This is a genomic window from Stenotrophomonas sp. Steno-C17, assembly GCF_056393165.1.
Genome location: NZ_JBWJPD010000015.1, coordinates 33,807 through 52,552, shown reverse-complemented (window position 1 = coordinate 52,552; position 18,746 = coordinate 33,807). Strand labels below are relative to the sequence as shown.

The following is an 18,746-nucleotide window of genomic DNA, read 5'->3' as shown; positions in this document are numbered from 1 at the left end:
GATCGCCCGGCGCTACCGGTCAATCCGCCGGTAGGTGTCCACCTTGGTGGACACGCCGCTCAGCTCAACCAATCCCGGCACGCACTGTCGCGCTGCTCGCCGCAGGCCTGCTGCATGCGCTGCTGCAGACGGGCCAGCGTCTGCGCCCCCTCATGCTTGCCACTCCACGCCTTCAACTGCACCGCCAGCCGCTCGAAGCGCTGGCGCGTGCGCTGGTGGTAGCCGGACGGTTGCGCCTGCAGTTCGGCGATCAGCGCATCGGTGGCCTGTTCGATGCGCGGCGCGTCTTCGGGCGCCAGCCGCAGCAGGCCCTCCACATACAGCACGCCCCACTGCACGCGGGTGGCCGGGCCCTGCGCGCCTTCGTAGGCGCGCTTCAGCCATTCCAGCGCGCCGGCGGTGTCGCCGCGCTGCTCGGCCAGTTCGGCCAGTTCGGGCATGTAGTAGTAGGGCTGCTCGCTGCGCTTGATCTCGGCCAGCAGCAGCGCCTCGGCACCGGCGTCATCGCCGATCTGGCGCAGCGCGTACACCGCGCTGCTGATCGTGGCCTGGCGTGCATGCGCATCGCTGGCGGCGGCATCGGCGGCGGCCACGCGTTGCTTCACCTGTGCCACCAGATCGGACGGCAGCGCGCCTTCGGGCTGCTGCTGGCGGGCCAATGCCACTTCGGTCAGCGCACGCGACAGCGCATCGTCGGCACGGTTGCCCTGCGCGGCGTCGGCCCGCTCCAGCGCCACCAGCAACTGCTGGCCCAGGCGTTGCTGGGTGGCCGGGCCGGCGCTGGCCAGTTTCACCAGCTTGGCACCGGCGTAGCCCAGCAGTTCGCGATTGCGGCGCACCTCGGCGGGCTGGGCCAGCACGGCCTCCAGCAGTTCGCGCGTGGCCGTCGGCGTGCTGCGCGGCGTCTCCGCCGTGGCCAGTGCCAACAGCGCGAAGCGGCGCTGCAACGCAGCCTGCGGCGCGGCGGTGGCCAGCGCATTCAACACGTCCTCGCTGCTGCGTGTGCCGGCCAGCTTGTTGGCGTCCACCTCCCAGCCGTAGTCACCCAGTACCTGCCAATCCTCAGCGCCCAGCGTGGCGGGCGTGGCCAATGCAGTGGCCAGGGTGTCTGCCACGGCACTGCGACGGCCGGCGGCCACGGTCAGTACCCGGGTCAGTTCGGCCGCATCGTTGCCGCCGGCCACCCGGGTGATCTCATTGCGCTGCGGGTCCAGCACGATCAGCGTGGGATAGCCGCGCACGCCAAAGCGCTCGCCCCAGGCCTGCGCGCCTTCCTCGTCGCCGTCCAGGTAGACCGGCACGAACTTGCCGGTCAGGGCGATGAAGGCCGGATCCTTGAACAGCCCGGCCTTCAGCTGGTTGCAGGGCGGGCACCACACCGCGCCCCAGTACAGCAGCACCGGCTTGCCACTCTCCGCCGCCTCATTGAACGCATCGTCCACGTCGCCCTGGCGCCAGGCGATGGCCTTGGCCGGCGCGGCGCTGGCCGCATGGGCCGAAGCAACCGGTGCCTGTGCAGGGGAGCAGGCGCTCAGCGCCGAGGCGAGCAGCAGTACGGAAAAGGCGGTGCGCATCGGCGGGCGGTCCGTAAGGGGAATAGCGCATTGTAGGAACGCCGCCGGCCGTGGTTGATGCAGTTTGGGCATGACGGCCGTGCCTGCGGGCATATGCCGGTCAGGGTGTGCGGGCCGCCTGCAGTTCGTCGGCCAACAGGCCGGCCAGCCAGTGCATGAAGGCCTGCACGCGGCGGGGCAGGTGGCGGCGCTGCGCATAGACCAGGTTCACCGGCATCGGTTCGGCCACGCAGTCGGGCAGCACCTGTACCAGCCGGCCCTCGCGCAGCGCCTGGCGGGCGCCCATTTCCGGTACCTGGATGATGCCCAGGCCGGCCAGTGCGGCGGCGCTGTAGCCGTCGGCGTTGTTCACCGTCAGCGCGCCGCGCATCGGCCAGCTGCGGTACTGCTGGCCATCGAAGTATTCAAACCCCGGCGAGCGCTGGCCCAGCGTGCCCACGTAATGCACCAGCGCATGCTGGTCCAGGTCGGACAGTTCGCGCGGCACACCGCGCGCGGCCAGGTAGGCCGGGCTGGCCACGTTGACGATGTGCATGTGGCCGAGGGGGCGCGCGACCAGGCTGCTGTCGTCCAGGTTGCCGACCCGCAGCACGCAGTCGAAGCCTTCGCGCACCACGTCCACGCGGCGGTCGGTCGCGCTCAGTTCCACTTCCAGCGCCGGGTGCTGGGCCAGGAAGCTGGGCAGCTGCGGAATCACCAGGTTGCGCGCCAGGCCGCCGGGCATGTCCACGCGCAGGCGCCCGCTCAGTTCGCTGGTCTGGCGGCGGAACAGGCCCTGCAGTTCTTCCATGTCGTCCAGCAGGTCGTGGGCACGCTGCTGCAGCTGGGTGCCGTCGGCCGTCAGGTGCACGCGGCGGGTGGTGCGGTGCAGAAGCTGGGTGCCAAGCTCGGCCTCCAGGCGCTGGATCGCCTGCGATACGCTGGCCTTGGGCAGGCCCAGGCCGTCGGCAGCGCGGGTGAACGAGCCCAGCTCGGCCACGCGCAGGAAGACCCGCAGGGTATCAAGGCGGTCCATTGATTGTTTGGCCAGGTTAAACAGTCAAATCAGGATCGCGCGATTTATGGCGCCCGGCAATCCCAATAGTCTGGTCCCACTTCCTCCTCAGCCAGGTGCGCTGTCATGACGTCTTCTTCCCGTGTTGTCCTTGTTACCGGCGGCAGCCGCGGCCTCGGCCGTAACGCCGCCTTGGCGCTGGCCGCCGATGGCGCCGATATCGTCATTACCTATCGCGCGCAGGCCGATGCGGCCGAACAGGTCGTGCAGCAGATCCAGGCCCTGGGCCGCCGCGCCGCAGCGTTGCCGTTGGACATGGCCCACAGCGCCGGCTTCGCCGCCTTCGCCGGGCAACTGCAGGGCGTGCTGCAGGGCTGGGGCGCCGCCGGCCTGCAGGGCCTGTTGAACAATGCCGGTGAAGGCCTGTACGCGCCGATTGCCGACACCACCGAGGCGCAGTTCGACCACGCCGTGGCCGTGCACCTGAAGGGGCCGTACTTCCTGACCCAGGCGCTGCTGCCGCTGATCGCCGATGGCGGTCGCATCCTCAACGTATCCAGCGGGCTGGCGCGCTTCTCGCTGCCCGGCAGTTCCGCCTACGCGATGATGAAGGGCGGCATCGAGGTGTTCACCCGCTATCTGGCGCGCGAACTGGGCGCGCGTGGCATCAGCGCCAACACCCTGGCGCCGGGTGCCATCGAGACCGACTTCGGCGGTGGCCGCGTGCGCGACGATGCGCAGACCAATGCCATGGTGTCCTCGATCACCGCGCTGGGCCGTGCCGGCGTGCCCGATGACATCGGCCCGGTGGTGGTGGCGCTGTTGTCGCCGGCCACCGGCTGGGTGAACGGCCAGCGCGTGGAAGCGTCCGGCGGCATGTTCGTCTGAACCGCGCGCTCAGTGCGGCGGCGGCGCGGCCAGGGTCAACGGCTGGTAGACCAGGCCGTGCGACTCGGCCACCGCGCCAGCCAGCACGAAGCCGTAGCGCTGGTAGGTGGGCACGGCGTTCAGCGATGCGCTGACGCTCATCTGCGGTGCGCGCAGATGCGGCAGTACCGCCTGCAGCAGGGCATGGCCGATGCCCTGGCCCTGGCAGGCCGGGGCTACGAACAGCATTGCCAGGTGGCGACCTTCCTTCAGTTCCACCACGCCGACGATGCGTGCGTCCTGTTCGGCCACCAGGATGTGGTTGTCGCCCAGCAGGCGGTCGGCGAAGGCGGCAGGCGCAGCCACCGCGGTAAACGTGGCCACGCCCTGTGCGCTCAGGGTCGGCGCCACCGCCTGAGCGAACGCGGCCATGCACACCGCGCTGATCGCGTGGGTGTCCTGGGCGAGGGCAGGGCGGATCCTGTGCATGCAGTGTTCTTCCTGTGGTGGCGTGATGGTCAGCCTGCCACGCTAAGCTGATTGCATGAGCGAGTTCAATGCCGCGCATGCGCGGGTGTTTCCATCGCAGGGCCTCAGTCTTGGCCTGATGACCCCGCTGACCGCGCACGGTCTGGCCGATCTGCGCGCTGCACGTGCGCATGCACGCTTGGCCGACGATCTGGGGTTTGCTGCGTTGTGGGCGCGCGATGTGCCCTTGATGGTGCCGCAGGGGCCAGATGCCACGGCCAGTGCGTTGGATGATCCGTTCCTGTGGCTTTCAGCGCTGGCCGGCGCCAGCGAGCGCATCGCGCTGGGTACCGCGGCCATCGTGCTGCCGTTGCGGCATCCGCTGCATGTGGCCAAGGCGGCGCGCAGCCTGGACCGGATCAGCGACGGGCGCTTCATCCTCGGCCTGGGTTCGGGCGACCGTCCGGAAGAATTCGCCGCGTTCGGCGAAGACCTGGACCATCGCGGTGCGGCGTTCCGCCAGCGTTGGTCGGTGTTGCGCTCAGCGCTTTCAGCCGAGGCCGACGCGCAGGCCGAACTGGCCGATGCCACCGGCGGCTTCCCGGTACTGCCGCCACCGACGCAGCGTATTCCCCTGCTGGTGGTGGGAACGGCGCGGCAGAGCCTGCAGTGGATCGCACGCGAGGCCGAGGGCTGGGCCACCTACCATCGCGAAGAGGTGGCACAGGAAGGGCGCATCGGGCTGTGGCAGCAGGCGCTGGCGCATGCGGGCACCCGCAAGCCGTTCGTGCAGTCCATGCAGTTGGATCTGCAGGCCGATCCGCACGCGCCGGCCACGCCGTTGCCGTTGGGCATGAAAGTCGGGCGGCACGGTCTGCAGGCGTATCTGCAGCGCGTGCAGGCGCAGGGCGTGGCGCATGTGATGTTCAACCTGGTCGACAACGGGCGACCGGTGGAAGACGTGCTGGTTGAAATCGCGTCGGTCGGGGTGTGACGGTAGACGGGCCGGGTTCCTGCTGGCGTTCGCATCTGCGTATCATTCGCGTTTGATTCCCCGCCCCGGAGCCTTTCGTGACCCCACGTTCCCCCCTGCACCCGTTCGGGCGCGCCTTCGCCATCGTCGCCTTCATCGAGGCGCTTACCTGGGCCGGGCTGCTGCTGGGCATGTGGCTGAAATACGGGCCGGCCGACACCGTGGCGTTGGTGAAGGTATTTGGTCCGCTGCACGGCGGTGCCTTCATGGTCTATGTGGCGGTCAGTCTGCTGGCGGCGCTGCGCCTGCGTTGGCCGTGGTGGGCCACTGGGCTGGCCTTGCTGGCGGCGATTCCGCCGCTGGTGACCCTGCCGCTGGAATGGTGGTTCCGCCGCCGTGGCCTGTTGTCGGCACGTAGCGCCGGCTGAGCCTGCGCAAGTACGCGTTGCTGTCCCGTTCAAGTGAATGGGTATCAAATGCAAATACGAGCCGTTATCATTTAGGGGCTGAGCAGGTGCCGATAGGCGCCGCGCCAGACGGGCCCGCAAGGCGCCCGCGCTCCTTTCCTGAAACGGCTGGTGTTCCATGAATGCACGTCCCGTCGTCGCCGGTCTGCCGGCATTGGTGTTGGCAGCCCTGATCGGCACCATGGCGATGATGTCCTTCGTCGCGGTCATCGGCCCGGTGGTGCGCCTGTTGGGCCTGGCCGAATGGCATGCCGGCCTGTCGGTCACCGCGGCCGGTGTGCTGTGGATGATCGCGGCCCGGCCGTGGGGCCTGCTCAGCGACCGCATCGGCCGCAAGCGCGTGCTGCTGCTGGCCATGAGTGCCTACACCGTGGTTTACATCGGCCTGGCGGTATTCATCGATCGCGCGCTGCAGTCGGTGCCTGCGGTGCTGGTCTCGGTGGCCGTGCTGGTCGGCACGCGCGGCCTGATCGGTCTTTTCTATGCGGCGGTGCCGCCGACGGCGGCGGCGCTGATCGCCGACCAGTCGCCGCCGGGGCAGCGCACGCAGTTGTTGGCGCGACTGGGCAGCGCCAATGCGCTGGGCATGGTGCTGGGCCCGGCCGCGGCCGGTTGGCTGGCCTACCGCAATCTGCCGCTGGCCTTGTATGCCGCCGCGCTGCTGCCGTTGCTGGCGCTGGCCCTGCTGGCCTGGCGCCTGCCGGCCACGCCGCCGGTGGCGGCCAACGCGGCACAGAAGCGCACGCCGCTGGCGCGCATGGATGCACGCGTGCGGCTGCCACAGCTGACCGCGTTCCTGGCGATGATCTCGGTCACCATCGCCCAGGTCACCGTGGGGTTCTTCGCGATTGATCGCGTGGCACTGGATGCTGCCGCAGGCGCGCGCATGGCTGGCATCGCGCTTACCGCGGTCGGCGTCGGCCTGATCCTGGCGCAGGTGCTGGTGATGAAGCTGGACGTACATCCGCGGCGCTGGATCGCGCTGGGCGCGTTGATCGGCGGCCTTGGGTTCGCCTCGGTCGCGCTGGTGCAGCAGCCCTGGCAGCTGCCGGCGGCCTACGCCATCGCGGCGTTCGGCATGGGCTTCGTGTTCCCGTCCTTCCAGGCGCTGGCCGCCGATGCGGTGGAGCCGCATGAGCAGGGCGCCGCCGCCGGTACCGTGGCCGCCGCGCAGGGCGTGGGCATGGTGGTGGGGCCGATGCTGGGCACGCTGCTGTACCGCGCCAACGCCAGCCTGCCGTACCTGATGGTGGGCGTGCTGCTTCTGCTGCTGTGCGCACTGGCGCTGGCCCACCGTCGCGCGGAGGCCGCATGAACGATTCGAGCGTGTTGAGGGATCGCAACCACGATGCAGCACTGGCCGAGGCGGCGATCAACGCCGATCAGGCCGACCTGTTCGTGCTGCAGCAGGCCGGCCAGCAGGTGCACGCGCGCGGCTGCCGTGCGCGGCTGCCTGCCGGTGCACTGAGCACGCTGGCCGACCGCGCAGCGGATTTCTTCAGCCAGCAGCGCGGTGGTTCGGGGCTGCTGGTGGGCGCGGTGCCGTTCGAGCCGCGCGCCGACGATGCCTTGTACCAGCCCGAGCGCTTGTTGCCGGCGCTGCCGCTGCTGCCGCAGGCCGCGCCGGTGCTGCAGGGCGCGTTGCATGCCGAGCCCTCTGCGGCGGCCTATGCCGATGCGGTAGCGCAGGCCGTGCAGATCCTGCAGGCCAGCGACGACCCGCTGGATAAAGTGGTGCTGGCGCGCAGTCTGCTGGCGCAGACGCTGCAACCGCTGGCGCCGGACGCGCTGCTGGCGCGGCTGGGCGCCGACCCCTCGGTGGCGACCTACGCGGTACCGCTGCCGGTCGAACCGTCGCAGCCGCCGGCCTGGCTGGTGGGCGCAACGCCGGAACTGCTGCTGCGCAAGCGCGGCACCCAGGTGTTGTCGCACCCGCTGGCTGGTTCGGCCCGACGCAGCGCCGATCCGGCCCAGGACCAGGCCGCCGCGCAGGCCCTGCTGGCCTCGCGCAAGGATCACGACGAACACCGTCACGTAGTCGAGGCCATCGTGGCTGCGCTGTCACCGTGGTGCCGCCAGATAGAAGCGCAGCCGCGCCCGGTGCTGCATGCCACCGCCAGCATGTGGCACCTGGGCACGCGTATCCACGCCACGCTGGACGATCCGTCCACGCCGGCGGCGCTGCTGCTGGCCGCGCTGCATCCCACCCCGGCGGTCTGCGGCACGCCGCAGCAGTCTGCGCTGCAGCGGATCCGCGCACTGGAACCGGTGCCGCGCGGCTTCTATGCAGGCGCCGTGGGCTGGCTGGACGCCCAGGGCGATGGTGACTGGTACGTGGCCATCCGCTGTGCGCGCCTGCAGGGCCACCAGCTGCGGCTGTATGCCGGCGCCGGCATCGTTGCCGAGTCCTCGCCGCAGGCCGAAGTGGCCGAAACGTCGGCGAAATTCGCCGCCTTGTTGAATGCGCTCGGGGTCCACGACCCGGCGCCGCTGCAGGAAACCCTGTAATGACCGCGCCTACTGATTCCCACCGTGTCCCGCTGCAGCAGGTCTGGCCGGCCGAGCGCGCACAGCGTTATCGCCAGGCCGGCTACTGGCGCGGCGAAACCTTCCCCGGCTTCCTGCGCGAACGCGCCGAACGCTATGCCGACGATGTTGCCGTGGTCGCCGGGGATACCCGCCTGACCTACGCGCAGTTGTGGCACGAAGCCGGGCGCATCGGCGCCGGTCTGCTTGCCCGCGGGCTGCAACCGGGCGATCGGGTGCTGCTGCAGCTGGGCAACACCGCCAGTTTCATCAGCGTGGCCTGCGGTCTGTTCCGCGCCGCGCTGATTCCGGTATACGCGCTGCCGGCGCACCGCATCACCGAGCTGGTGCATTTCGCAGAGAAAGCCGAGGCCAGCGCGTATGTCACCGCGGCGCTGCATGAAGGCTTCGACCACCGCGAACTCGCGCGCGCGCTGCAGGCGGCGGTGCCCGGGCTGCACCAGGTCGTGATCGATGGCGAGGCGGCCGAGTTCACGGCGCTGGAGGCGCTGCAGGGTGATCGCAGCCTGTTGCCGGCCGATCCTGATCCGCAGTCGGTGGCGTTCCTGCAGATTTCCGGTGGCAGCACCGGCCTGTCGAAACTGATTCCGCGCACGCACGACGATTACCTCTATTCGTTCCGCGCCAGCAACGAGATCTGCGGCATCGACCGCGACAGCGTGTACCTGGTGGCGTTGCCGGCCGCGCACAATTTCCCGATGAGCTCGCCCGGTTTCCTGGGCGCGCTGTATGCCGGTGCACGCGTGGTGTTGAGCCCCGGCCCCGGCCCCGACGCCGCATTCCCCTTGATTGCCCGCGAAAAGGTGACCTGCTGCGGTCTGGTGCCGCCGTTGGCCTTGCTGTGGGCGCAGGCCGCCGCCAGCCGTAGCGAGGACCTGTCCAGCCTGCAGGTGCTGCAGGTGGGCGGTGCCAAGCTGGTGCCCGAGGCCGCGCGGCGCGTAGTGGACGGGTTGGGCTGCACGCTGCAGCAGGTGTTCGGCATGGCCGAAGGGCTGGTGAACTACACCCGGCTGGACGACCCGCTGGAGCTGATCGTGGCCTGCCAGGGCCGACCGATCAGTGCCGACGATGAGGTGCGCGTGGTCGATGACCACGACCAGCCGGTGGCCGAAGGCGAAGTCGGCCACCTGATCACGCGCGGGCCGTACACCATCAACGGCTACCACAACGACCCGGTGGCCAATGCGCGCGCCTTCACCGACGACGGCTTCTATCGCACCGGCGACCGGGTCCAGCAGTTGCCCGGCGGCTACCTGGTGGTGCAGGGCAGGGCAGGCGACCACATCAATCGCGCTGGCGAGAAGATCTCTGCCGAAGAGATCGAAGACCATCTTCTGGCCCACCCGGCGGTGTTCGACGCGGCCGTGGTGTCCATTCCCGATGAATACCTGGGCGAGCGCAGCTGCGCCTTCGTCATTGCCCAGGGCGAGCCGATCAAGGCGCCGGCCCTGAAGGCCTGGATGCGCACCCGCGGCCTGGCGGCGTTCAAGGTGCCCGACCAGGTGCTGTTCGTGGACAGTTTCGATACCACCGCGGTCGGCAAGATCAGCCGCCGCGAACTGCGCGCGCAGCTGCGCGCGCGTCATCTGCAACAGACAGGAGGAACGCGCTGATGGCGCTGCCCCGCATTACCCCTTACGCACTGCCGACGGCCAGCGAACTGCCGGCCGCGCGCGGCCCCTGGCAGCCCCAGCGCGACCGCGTGGCGCTGCTGGTGCATGACATGCAGCGTTACTTCCTGGCCGCCTTCGATGGCGAACAGGCACCGCTGCAGCCGGCCGTGGCCAACATCGCGCGGCTGCTGGCGCATTGCCGCGCGCACGGCATTCCGGTGTTCTACACCGCCCAGCACGGCAACCAGGACCGGCGCGACCGTGGCCTGCAGGCCGATCTGTGGGGCCCGGGCATGCAGCGCGGGCAGGCGCATGAAGCGATCATCGACGCGTTGGCGCCGCAGGCAGGCGAGCACGTGCTGGTCAAGCACCGCTACAGCGCGTTCCAGCGCAGCAACCTCGAAACGCTGATGCGCGTGCGCGGCCGGGACCAGTTGCTGGTCACCGGTGTCTACGCGCATATCGGCTGCACCGCGACCGTGGTCGAAGCCTTCCAGCGCGATATCGAAGCCTTCATCGCCGCCGATGCGGTGGCCGATTTCTCACGTGCCGACCACGACCAGGCACTGCACTGGATCGCCCGCACCTGCGGAGTGCCGATGACCACCGATCGACTGCTGGAGCTGCTGTGATGAATGCAGGCACTGAACCGCTGACCCTGCAACGCATGCGCGCCGATGTGGCGCGGGTGCTGGACTGCAGCCCCGCCGAGATCGGCGATGATGACAACCTGATCGATCTGGACCTGGATTCGATGCGCATGCTTGGGCTGGTCCTGGCCTGGGGCAACACCGGGCTGCCGCTGGAGTTCTCGCAGCTGGCCGAACACAGCACGCTGCGCCAGTGGTGGGCGGTGGTGCAGCGGTTGCAGGCTGCGCAGACGGCATGAGTGCGGCCACGCTGGCCAGCGCGGTGCCGTTGACCGAGGCGCAGACCGGGTTGTGGTACGCGCAACGGCTGGCGCCGCAGAGCCCCGCGTTCAATACCGCGCATGCGGTATGGATCGACGGCGCGCTGGATGTTCCGCGCTTTCTGGCGGCGGCCGACCAGGCAGCGGTGGAGGCGCAGGCGTTCGCGCTGCGCTTCACCCAGAGCGCGCAGGGCGAGCCGCTGCAATGGCACGATCCGGCGCATGTGCCGGCCGTGCAACTGCAGGATGTCTCCGGCACGGCCGACCCGGCGGCGGCGGCGCGCACGGTGATGCAGCGCGACCGGCTGACGGCGGTGGATCCCACCCGCGATCGGCTGTCACGGCAGGTGCTGTTCCAACTGGGCCCGCAGCGCTGGGTCTGGTACCTGCGCGTGCACCATCTGGGCACCGATGGCTATGGCATGGCATTGTTCAGCGATCGCGTCTGCGCGCTGTACGCCGGCCGCGCCGGCGATCCGCTGCCATCGTTGGATGCCGTGTTGGCCGATGATGTCGCGTACCGTGACGACGCTCGCCGCGAGCAGGCCCGGCAGTGGTGGCATGCGCACCTGCAGGGCGCGCCGGCGGGCGCGGGCGTGGCCGGAACCGCGGCGGCCAGCGACGACGCGCTGCGCTGGGTGCAGCCACTGGACGGCACGTTCCGTGAGCAGCTGCTGCAGACCGCTGCGGCCTGGCTGCAGCCATGGCCGGACGTACTGACCGCACTGACGGCCGAGTACCTGCGGCGCATGAGCTCTGCCGGGGAAGTGGTGCTGGGCATCCCCTACATGGGCCGGCTGGGCAACGCCTCGGCCCGCGTGCCGGCCATGGTGATGAATGTGTTGCCGCTGCGCGTTGCCGCCAGCGCGGGCAGCGTGGAATCGGCCTGTCGTGCGCTGGGCCGTCAACTCAGCCAGGGCCGCAAGCACGGCCGCTACCGCGGTGAACAGCTGCGCCGGGATCTTGGCCTGGTGGGGGCGCAGCAGCGCCTGCATGGGCCGCTGGTGAACGTGCAGCCGTTCTACCGGCCACTGGCCGTGGCCGGTGTGCAGGCCACGCTGGAGGTGCTGTGCACCGGCCCGGTGGATGACCTGACGCTGGGGTTCCGCGGCGACGCCCAGCAGTTGCTGGATCTGGAAATCGAAGCCAATCCCGCGCTTTACACCGCGCAGGACCTGCAGGCCCATGCGCAGCGCCTGCTGCATTTCGTGTCGGCCGCGTTGCAGGCCGAAACGCTCGATGCGGTGCCATTGGCTACGCCCGAGGAGGCGCAGCGGGTGCTGCACGGCTTCAACGCCACGGCCCACCCTTTGCCCGATACCACCCTGGCCGAGCTGCTGCGACAGGGCATGGATCGCGACCCGCAGGCACCGGCGCTGGTGCTGGGTGAGCAGGTGCTGGACCACGCCACGCTGGAGGCGCGCAGCTTCGCGCTTGCCGCGCAGCTGCGCGCGCTGGGCGCTGGCCCGGGCACGGTCGTGGCAGTGGCCTTGCCGCGCTCGCTGGAACTGGTGATCGCCCTGGTTGCCGTGCTGCGTGCGGGCGCCGCGTATCTGCCGCTGGACCTGGACCATCCTGATGACCGCCTGGCACGTATTGTCGCGTCGGCCAAGCCGCTCTGCGTACTGGCTGAAGCGGACACGGCGCCGCGACTGGCAGGGGTGCCGGTGCTGGCGCCGGTGCAGTGGACCGATATCAGCTTCGCTGCGCCATGGCCGGGGCCCGATGCGCACGACGCGGCCTATGTGATCTACACCTCCGGCTCCACCGGCGAGCCCAAGGGGGTGGTCATCGAGCACCGCGCCATCGTCAACCGCTTGCTGTGGATGCGCGAGCATTACCGGTTCGGCGCTGATGATCGCGTGCTGCAGAAGACCCCGACCACCTTCGACGTATCGGTGTGGGAGTTCTTCCTGCCGCTGCTGTGCGGGGCGACCCTGGTGCTGGCGCCGCCGCAGGCGCATCGCGACCCTGTGGCGCTGGCGCGGCTGATCCGTGTGCACGCCATCACCACGGCGCATTTCGTGCCGTCCATGCTCGATGCGTTCCTGTCCGCGCCGGATGCGCAGGACCTGCAGCTGCGTCGCGTGTTCACCAGCGGCGAAGCGCTCGACGCCTCGCTGCGCGATCGGTTCCATACGCGCGTGCAGGCGCAGCTGCACAATCTGTATGGGCCGACCGAAGCGGCGGTGGATGTGAGCTACTGGCCTGCATCGGTGGACGATGCGTCGCGCCCGGTGCCCATCGGCTTCCCGGTCTGGAACACGCGTCTGTATGTGCTGGACGCCGCTCTGCAGCCGCTGCCGGTCGGCGTGCCGGGCGATCTGTATCTGGGCGGCGTGCAGCTGGCGCGCGGCTATCTGGGCCGCGACGACCTGACCGCCGAACGCTTCCTGGCCGATCCGTTCGTGCCCGGCGAACGCATCTACCGCACCGGCGACGTGGCGCGCTGGCGCCCGGATGGCGCGGTCGAGTACCTCGGCCGCAGCGACCATCAGGTGAAGCTGCGCGGCCTGCGCATCGAACTGGGCGAGATCGAGGCGGCGCTGCGCGAACTGCCCGGCATGCAGCGGGTGGAAGTGCTGCTGCGCCACGATGCGCCGGCCGAGCCGCGGCTGGTCGCCTACGTGCCGGCTGGTCTGGACGATGCAGCGGCGCTGCGCAGCCATCTGGCCGCACGCGTGCCCGATTACATGGTGCCGTCGCTGTTCGTGGGGGTGGAGCAGTGGCCGGTCACCGCAAACGGCAAGCTGGACCGCGCGGCGTTGCCGGCGCCTGCGCAGGTGCAGGTGGCCGGCCTGGCGCCGCGCACGCCGCTGGAACAGGAACTGGCGCAGCTGTTCGCGCAGGCATTGGGGCGCGATGCGCCGGCGCCGGTGGACGCGGACTTCTTCAGCCTGGGCGGCGATTCGTTGTCGGCGGTGCATCTGCTGCTGGCCATCGAACAGCGCTGGCGGTGTGAACTGGGATTGGGCGCGCTGTTCGCCCAGCCGACGGTGGCGGCGCTGGCCACGCGGCTGGCCGAGCCGCCGGCCAACGCCGACCATGCGCTGGGTCCGGTGATCGCACTGGCGACGGCGCCGGAAGAGGCGTCAACGCCCGCGCCGCTGTTCGTGCTGCACCCGGCCGGTGGCATCGCCTGGAATTACCGCACGCTGGCGCGCGCACTGCAGCCGGCGCGCCCCGTGTATGGCCTGCAGTCGCCCGCACTGGATCCCGCGCAGCCGCTGCCCGGCAGCATCGACGCCATGGCCAACGACTACGTGCAGCGCGTGGTGGCCCTGCAGCCGCGCGGCCCGGTGCATCTGCTGGGCTGGTCGGTGGGCGGCATCCTGGCCCAGGCCATGGCCGTGCGCCTGCACGACATCGGGCGTGAGGTGGGCGAACTGGTGCTGCTGGATGCCTATCCCGCTGAATGCTGGCGGGCCGAGCCGGAGCCTGACCCGATTGCCGCGCTGCGGGCGCTGCTGGCCATCGCCGGGCAGGATCCCGATGCGTACCCGGAACTGGACAACCGCGCGTCCATCCTGGCGTTCCTGCGCCAGGGCGGCAGCGCATTGGGCAGCCTGCCGGACGTGGTGCTGGAAGGCGTGGTGCGCGCGGTGACCGGCACCAATCGATTGATTCGCGCGCATCACCATCGTCCGTATGTCGGTACGCTGGTGCATGTGCGGGCAGGGCGCGACCACGCGGCCCGCCCGCAACTGCAGTCGGCGCTGTGGCAGGCGCACGCGCTGGAAGTGCAGGCGCTGGAACTGCCGTTCCTGCACGCCGAACTGACCGGCCGTGATGCGGTGGCACAGCTGGCGCCATGGCTGTCGGCACGCCTGCAGCACTGGGATGAACAACAGGAGATCGCAACATGCAGTTGACCGGGTTTGAAGGTCGCGTGGCGCTGGTGACCGGGGCCGGCGGCGGCATCGGTGCGGCGCTGGTCGAGCTGCTTGCGGCGGCCGGTTGCACGGTGGTGGCCACCGATCTTGCCGCGCCCAAGGCGCAGGCCGGCGGGGTGCACGCCTTCGCACTGGACGTGACCGACAGCGACGCAGCGGATGCGTTGGTGGATGAGGTGGAAGCGCGCATCGGCCCGATCGCGCTGGTGGCCAACGTAGCCGGCGTGCTGAATGTGGGCGAAGTGGTGCAGACCACCGATGCCGATTGGCGCCGCGTGTTCGCGGTCAATGCCGACGGCGTGTTCCATGTCAGCCGCGCGGTGGCGCGGGTGATGTCACCGCGCCGACGTGGCACGTTGGTGACGGTCAGCTCGAATGCGGCCGGGGTGCCGCGCCATGGCATGGCCGCGTATGCGGCCTCCAAAGCTGCGGCGACCATGTTCACCCGCTGCCTGGGCCTGGAGCTGGCGCCGCTGGGCATCCGCTGCAACATCGTGGCGCCCGGCTCTACGCTCACCCCCATGCAGACCGGCATGTGGGAGGATGCGCAGGGCGCCGAACGGGTGATCGCGGGGAACCTGGACACCTACAAGGCGGGTATTCCGCTGCGCAAGCTGGCGACCCCGGACGACATTGCCCACGCGGTGATGTTCCTGCTGTCCGAGCAGGCCGGCCATGTAGCCATGAGTGATCTGTACGTAGACGGCGGCGCCACCCTGCGCGGGTGATGCGATGCCCGGTAGGTGCCCACCTTGGTGGGCACACTCTGGGCCGCCGATTCCCGGTAGGTGCCAACCAAGGTTGGCACCTACCAGACGATGGGGTGCTGCGGGTGCCGGTTCTGGTAGGTGCCCACCTTGGTGGGCACACGGGTGCCGCGCGTGCCAACCAAGGTTGGCACCTACCAGACGACGGGGTGCTGCGGGTGCCGGTTTTGGTAGGTGCCCACCTTGGTGGGCACGGGTGCTGCGCATGCCAACCAAGGTTGGCACCTACCAGACGACGGGGTGCTGCGGGTGCCGGTTTTGGTAGGTGCCCACCTTGGTGGGCACACGGGTGCCGCGCGTGCCAACCAAGGTTGGCACCTGCCAGACGACGGGGTGCTGCGGGTGCCGGTTTTGGTAGGTGCCCACCTTGGTGGGCACACGGGTGCTGCGCATGCCAACCAAGGTTGGCACCTACCAGGCGGTCAACCGGTGCTGCGGGGCTTGCGCGTGCGCTTCGGCTTCGCGGAATCACTGCCGCTGGCTACGCCGTCCTGCAGTGCCTGCAGCCACGACAGCGTATCGACGTAATCGATGAAATGCCGCAGGTAGCCGGGGCTGGCGCCCTGCATGGTGTCCAGCATGCGCTGCACCAGCACCGCCGAGTTCAGCGGGCCGCCGTCGGCCGGGGCTTCGGCGCGCAACGATCGCTTGACCTGTAGTTCGCTGCGCAGGGCCGACCATTCGCGGCGCACGGTGTCCAGCATCGGCACCTGCGGGTAGTGTTCGCGCGCGCGCGAACCGGCATCCAGATCGCGTACCAGCGCACGCAACCCCTCACGCGCCGCGCTGGCAACCGGCTTACTTGCCATCGCCGGCCTTCGGCTTGGGAATCGGCGCGATCTCCACGCGGCGGTTGCGCGCGCGGCCGGCTTCGTCCGCGTTCGAGCTGACCGGCTGCTCGCTGCCGAACGCGGCGGCAAACACGGCATCGGGCGGCACGCCGTCGGCAATCAGGGTGCGGGTGACCGTCAGCGAACGCTGCGCGGACAGCTCCCAGTTGTCGGCGAAACGGCGGTTGCCATCGCGGATCGGCGCATCGTCGGTGAAGCCGCTCACCATCAGGATCTCATCGCGCGAGCCCAGGTAGGCCGACAGCGGGGCTGCGAGGCTGCGCAGCAGTTCCTGGCCTTCCGGCTGCAGCTGGTCCGAGTTCAACGCGAACAACACGTTGCCGCTGATACCGATGCGGCCATCGACCAGGGTCACCCGGCCGGCAGCCAGCGGACCGGCCAGTGCCTGTTCCAGCGTCTGCAGCCGCTTGGCCTCGGCCTGGCGCTGCTTCACTTCGGCATCCAGGCGCTGCGACAACTCCAGCTGCACCGCCACCACGCCCACCAGGATCAGCACGAAGGCGCCCAGCAGCACCGACATCAGGTCACCGAAGGCGGCCCAGATCGGCGCGTGGGATCCGCCATCGACCTCCAGTTCGTCGCTCATGCGTTGCCGGCCTTGCCGCGGCGCGCGGCCAACTGCTGCAGTTCGTCCATCACCTGCTTCTGCGACAGCAGGCTCAGGTCGACCACTTCACGGGCCTGGGCCACGTAATAGGCCAGCTGCTCATCGCTGCGGGCGAGCGAGGCATCCAGCGCGCCCCCAATCTGCTCCAGGCGGCCGGAAAGTTCGACGGCCGCGCTGCCGAACTGCTCCACTGCCGCGCCGAAGCTGCCGGCCAGCTGGCCCACATCGCCGGCGCTGCCGCTCAACTGCGCGGCAATGCCATCCAGCTTGCCGGTCTCGGCGGCGATGTGATCGGTGAAGCGGCTGCCCACGCGTTCCAGCAGTTCGGCCGAGCCACCCACCAGCGCGTCCACCGCGCTGCGCTGTTCGTGCGAGGCGTGGTTGATGGCATCCAGCAGGGTCTGCACGGTGGCCAGCAGGTGGCCGCGCTCTTCCAGCACGGCGTTGTCGCGCACCAGGCTTTCCGACAGCGTGCTGCGCAGTTCGTTGATGACTTCGGCAGCGGCCTTCGGGGCCTGCGCGGCGGTCTGCAGCAGGGTCGACACTTCGGCCAGGGTGGCGCTGGCCTGCGCGCGGCCGTTGTCGCCAATCTGCTGGGCGGTCTCGGCCAGGGTCTGGCAGACGGTCTGCTGCTGCGCGGTCAGGTCGGCGGAAGCGGCCTGCAGTGCCGCAGTCCAGCGCTGCAGGCGCTGTTCGTCGCTGGCCTGCAATTGCGCCTGCAGGGCGGCATGGGCCTGCTGCAGGTCGGCGCTTACCGCATCCCAGCGCGCCTGGCGCTGCTGTTCGCGGGTGTCCAGGCTGGCCTGCAGTTCGGCATGCGCGGCGGCCGTGGCGGCCTGCGCGCTGTGCCAATCCTGCGCACGACGCTCTTCGTGGGCCTGCAGCAGCGCCTGGCTGTCCGCGTGGCGCGTGTCCAGCGTCTGCAGCAGGGCCTGCGCCTGGGTGTGCAGGCTGTCGTTGGCGCTCTGCAGCGCCTGCTGCTGGCGCTCGGCCAGTTCGCGGTTCAGGTCGTGCTGCTGCTCGGCGGCGGTGCGCCAGGTGTCGGCGTGGCGCTGCGCATCACCCTGCAGGCGCTCACCCAGGCTCGCCAGCAGCGTTTCACTCTGGCGGGCCTGGCCGTCGCTGAAGGCCTGCAGATGCTGACGCAGCTCGGTCACCAGCGCCTGCTGGGCCTGGGTCTGCTCATCCACCACGCGCGCCCAGCTGGCTTCGGTGGCTACGCGGCTGCGCTCGAAGCCATCGGCCAGGCCGGTCAGCTGCTGCTGCACGGCCTGCTCGACGCGCGCATGCAAGGCCTGACCGTGGCTGGCCAGGCCGGCCAGCGTGGTTTCGGCCAACGGCTGCAGGGCGCCGCCGATGGCCGCCGCGCTGGCTTCGGCGCCTTCGCGCAGCGATTGCTGCAGCGACACCGCCAGCCTTTCCTGCAGCGCCTGGCTCTGGGACAGGAACTCGCCCTGGCCGGCGAGCAGGCGCTCGTTGGCGGCGCTGCTGTGTTGTTCGAAGGCGCGGGTCATCTCCTGCAGGCGATCCACCAGCGCGGGCAGGGCGGTGGACTGTGCCTGCAGCAGGCGCAGCGATTCGGCGCGCTGCCAGGCCTGCGAGTGCGGGTGCAGGTCGCCGGCGATGGCGCGGTCCAGCTGCTGCACGGCCTGCAGGCGGTCGCGGCGCAGCAGGGCGGCCAGCAGGCCTAGCATGGCCGAGCTGGCCACACCCGCAATAGATGTGCCGAAGGCCACGGCCAGGCCCTGCACCGGCGAAGCCAGCGAACCGCGGATGGCGGCCATGTCGGTGGCGCTCTGCAGGGCCAGGCCGGTGCCGCGCAGGGTGTCCATCATGCCCAGCAGGGTGCCGAGCATGCCCAGCAGCACCAGCAGCCCCACCAGGTACGGGGTCAGCACCGGCGCGGGCAGGGCGGTGCGCTCGCCCTCCACGCGCAGGCGCACCGCATTGCGTAGGCCGGCCGGTACGCGCTGCAGCCAGGGCTGCAGACTGTCCTGGGCCAGCGATACATCGGCCAGTGCCGCGCGCAGGCCGTTGCTGGCCTGGCGGTAGCGGTACAGCTCCACGCCGCCGGCCACGTAGCAGGCCGCGATCACCGCCGCCACCAGCGCGCCCAGCGGATGCACGGCCACGTAGCCAATGCCGATCCAGCACACGGCCAGCAGGCCCACAAGGAAGACAACGACAGGGAAGACGGTTCTGGACATGGTGTTCC

At 70.1% G+C, this 18,746-nt stretch carries 15 protein-coding genes and 1 pseudogene; 10 read left to right on the top strand and 6 right to left on the bottom strand.

Annotation, left to right across the window (positions count from 1 at the left end; genetic code table 11):
• Positions 1 to 59: 59 nt before the first annotated feature.
• Positions 60 to 1,574: a thioredoxin family protein gene (locus tag AC06FA_RS14180; RefSeq protein ID WP_478068863.1), complete on the bottom strand. Its 1,515-nt coding sequence runs from the start codon at positions 1,572 to 1,574 to the stop codon at positions 60 to 62.
• Positions 1,575 to 1,674: 100 nt separating this feature from the next.
• Complete coding sequence (locus AC06FA_RS14175) at positions 1,675 to 2,589, bottom strand: LysR family transcriptional regulator (protein WP_478068862.1); 915 nt, start codon at positions 2,587 to 2,589, stop codon at positions 1,675 to 1,677.
• Positions 2,590 to 2,694: 105 nt separating this feature from the next.
• Here AC06FA_RS14175 and AC06FA_RS14170 point away from each other — a divergent pair, with 105 nt between their 5' ends.
• Entirely contained in the window at positions 2,695 to 3,456 is a 762-nt protein-coding gene (locus AC06FA_RS14170) for an SDR family NAD(P)-dependent oxidoreductase (protein ID WP_478068861.1), read from the top strand.
• Between the two features lie 9 nt (positions 3,457 to 3,465).
• Here AC06FA_RS14170 and AC06FA_RS14165 read toward each other — a convergent pair whose 3' ends face one another.
• Entirely contained in the window at positions 3,466 to 3,924 is a 459-nt protein-coding gene (locus AC06FA_RS14165; protein WP_478068860.1) for a GNAT family N-acetyltransferase, read from the bottom strand.
• A 55-nt stretch (positions 3,925 to 3,979) separates the two neighbouring features.
• On the opposite strand from AC06FA_RS14165, the gene AC06FA_RS14160 reads away from it, so the two are divergent.
• From AC06FA_RS14160 to AC06FA_RS14120, 9 genes are all read left to right on the top strand, one after another.
• The gene (locus tag AC06FA_RS14160; protein ID WP_478068859.1) at positions 3,980 to 4,897 is read left to right on the top strand and encodes a TIGR03571 family LLM class oxidoreductase; all 918 of its coding nucleotides are present in this window, start codon (positions 3,980 to 3,982) and stop codon (positions 4,895 to 4,897) included.
• Between the two features lie 77 nt (positions 4,898 to 4,974).
• Complete coding sequence (locus AC06FA_RS14155; RefSeq protein WP_478068858.1) at positions 4,975 to 5,304, top strand: DUF3817 domain-containing protein; 330 nt, start codon at positions 4,975 to 4,977, stop codon at positions 5,302 to 5,304.
• 157 nt (positions 5,305 to 5,461) lie between these two features.
• Positions 5,462 to 6,658, top strand: a complete 1,197-nt coding sequence (locus tag AC06FA_RS14150) for an MFS transporter (RefSeq protein WP_478068857.1) — start codon at positions 5,462 to 5,464, stop codon at positions 6,656 to 6,658.
• The gene (locus tag AC06FA_RS14145; RefSeq protein WP_478068856.1) at positions 6,655 to 7,851 is read left to right on the top strand and encodes an isochorismate synthase; all 1,197 of its coding nucleotides are present in this window, start codon (positions 6,655 to 6,657) and stop codon (positions 7,849 to 7,851) included. The genes AC06FA_RS14150 and AC06FA_RS14145 overlap by 4 nt, the downstream gene beginning before the upstream one ends.
• Complete coding sequence (locus tag AC06FA_RS14140) at positions 7,851 to 9,503, top strand: (2,3-dihydroxybenzoyl)adenylate synthase (protein WP_478068855.1); 1,653 nt, start codon at positions 7,851 to 7,853, stop codon at positions 9,501 to 9,503. The genes AC06FA_RS14145 and AC06FA_RS14140 overlap by 1 nt, the downstream gene beginning before the upstream one ends.
• Positions 9,503 to 10,135: an isochorismatase family protein gene (locus AC06FA_RS14135; RefSeq protein ID WP_478068854.1), complete on the top strand. Its 633-nt coding sequence runs from the start codon at positions 9,503 to 9,505 to the stop codon at positions 10,133 to 10,135. The genes AC06FA_RS14140 and AC06FA_RS14135 overlap by 1 nt, the downstream gene beginning before the upstream one ends.
• Complete coding sequence (locus tag AC06FA_RS14130; protein WP_478068853.1) at positions 10,135 to 10,392, top strand: phosphopantetheine-binding protein; 258 nt, start codon at positions 10,135 to 10,137, stop codon at positions 10,390 to 10,392. The genes AC06FA_RS14135 and AC06FA_RS14130 overlap by 1 nt, the downstream gene beginning before the upstream one ends.
• Entirely contained in the window at positions 10,389 to 14,285 is a 3,897-nt protein-coding gene (locus tag AC06FA_RS14125) for an amino acid adenylation domain-containing protein (RefSeq protein ID WP_478068852.1), read from the top strand. Before AC06FA_RS14130 ends, AC06FA_RS14125 begins: the two co-directional genes overlap by 4 nt.
• Positions 14,276 to 15,034: a 2,3-dihydro-2,3-dihydroxybenzoate dehydrogenase gene (locus AC06FA_RS14120; protein WP_478068851.1), complete on the top strand. Its 759-nt coding sequence runs from the start codon at positions 14,276 to 14,278 to the stop codon at positions 15,032 to 15,034. Before AC06FA_RS14125 ends, AC06FA_RS14120 begins: the two co-directional genes overlap by 10 nt.
• A 461-nt stretch (positions 15,035 to 15,495) precedes the next feature.
• Here AC06FA_RS14120 and AC06FA_RS14115 read toward each other — a convergent pair.
• From AC06FA_RS14115 to AC06FA_RS14105, 3 genes and pseudogenes are all read right to left on the bottom strand, one after another.
• Positions 15,496 to 15,909: pseudogene (locus AC06FA_RS14115) on the bottom strand (DUF2894 domain-containing protein); the annotation flags it as partial.
• The gene (locus tag AC06FA_RS14110; protein ID WP_478068850.1) at positions 15,872 to 16,510 is read right to left on the bottom strand and encodes an OmpA family protein; all 639 of its coding nucleotides are present in this window, start codon (positions 16,508 to 16,510) and stop codon (positions 15,872 to 15,874) included. The pseudogene AC06FA_RS14115 and the gene AC06FA_RS14110, both read right to left, overlap by 38 nt.
• Positions 16,507 to 18,738 carry a DUF802 domain-containing protein gene (locus AC06FA_RS14105; protein WP_478068849.1) on the bottom strand — a complete coding sequence of 744 codons (2,232 nt, stop codon included), beginning with the start codon at positions 18,736 to 18,738 and terminating at the stop codon, positions 16,507 to 16,509. The genes AC06FA_RS14110 and AC06FA_RS14105 overlap by 4 nt, the downstream gene beginning before the upstream one ends.
• Positions 18,739 to 18,746: the final 8 nt, after the last annotated feature.

Coding starts and splice junctions, on each gene's coding strand:
- AC06FA_RS14135 (WP_478068854.1), top strand. CDS start 9,503: ATGGCGCTGCCCCGCATTACCCCTTACGCACTGCCGACGGCCAGCGAA.
- AC06FA_RS14145 (WP_478068856.1), top strand. CDS start 6,655: ATGAACGATTCGAGCGTGTTGAGGGATCGCAACCACGATGCAGCACTG.
- AC06FA_RS14150 (WP_478068857.1), top strand. CDS start 5,462: ATGAATGCACGTCCCGTCGTCGCCGGTCTGCCGGCATTGGTGTTGGCA.
- AC06FA_RS14110 (WP_478068850.1), bottom strand. CDS start 16,510: ATGAGCGACGAACTGGAGGTCGATGGCGGATCCCACGCGCCGATCTGG.
- AC06FA_RS14175 (WP_478068862.1), bottom strand. CDS start 2,589: ATGGACCGCCTTGATACCCTGCGGGTCTTCCTGCGCGTGGCCGAGCTG.
- AC06FA_RS14105 (WP_478068849.1), bottom strand. CDS start 18,738: ATGTCCAGAACCGTCTTCCCTGTCGTTGTCTTCCTTGTGGGCCTGCTG.
- AC06FA_RS14140 (WP_478068855.1), top strand. CDS start 7,851: ATGACCGCGCCTACTGATTCCCACCGTGTCCCGCTGCAGCAGGTCTGG.
- AC06FA_RS14170 (WP_478068861.1), top strand. CDS start 2,695: ATGACGTCTTCTTCCCGTGTTGTCCTTGTTACCGGCGGCAGCCGCGGC.
- AC06FA_RS14125 (WP_478068852.1), top strand. CDS start 10,389: ATGAGTGCGGCCACGCTGGCCAGCGCGGTGCCGTTGACCGAGGCGCAG.
- AC06FA_RS14160 (WP_478068859.1), top strand. CDS start 3,980: ATGAGCGAGTTCAATGCCGCGCATGCGCGGGTGTTTCCATCGCAGGGC.
- AC06FA_RS14120 (WP_478068851.1), top strand. CDS start 14,276: ATGCAGTTGACCGGGTTTGAAGGTCGCGTGGCGCTGGTGACCGGGGCC.
- AC06FA_RS14180 (WP_478068863.1), bottom strand. CDS start 1,574: ATGCGCACCGCCTTTTCCGTACTGCTGCTCGCCTCGGCGCTGAGCGCC.
- AC06FA_RS14130 (WP_478068853.1), top strand. CDS start 10,135: ATGAATGCAGGCACTGAACCGCTGACCCTGCAACGCATGCGCGCCGAT.
- AC06FA_RS14165 (WP_478068860.1), bottom strand. CDS start 3,924: ATGCACAGGATCCGCCCTGCCCTCGCCCAGGACACCCACGCGATCAGC.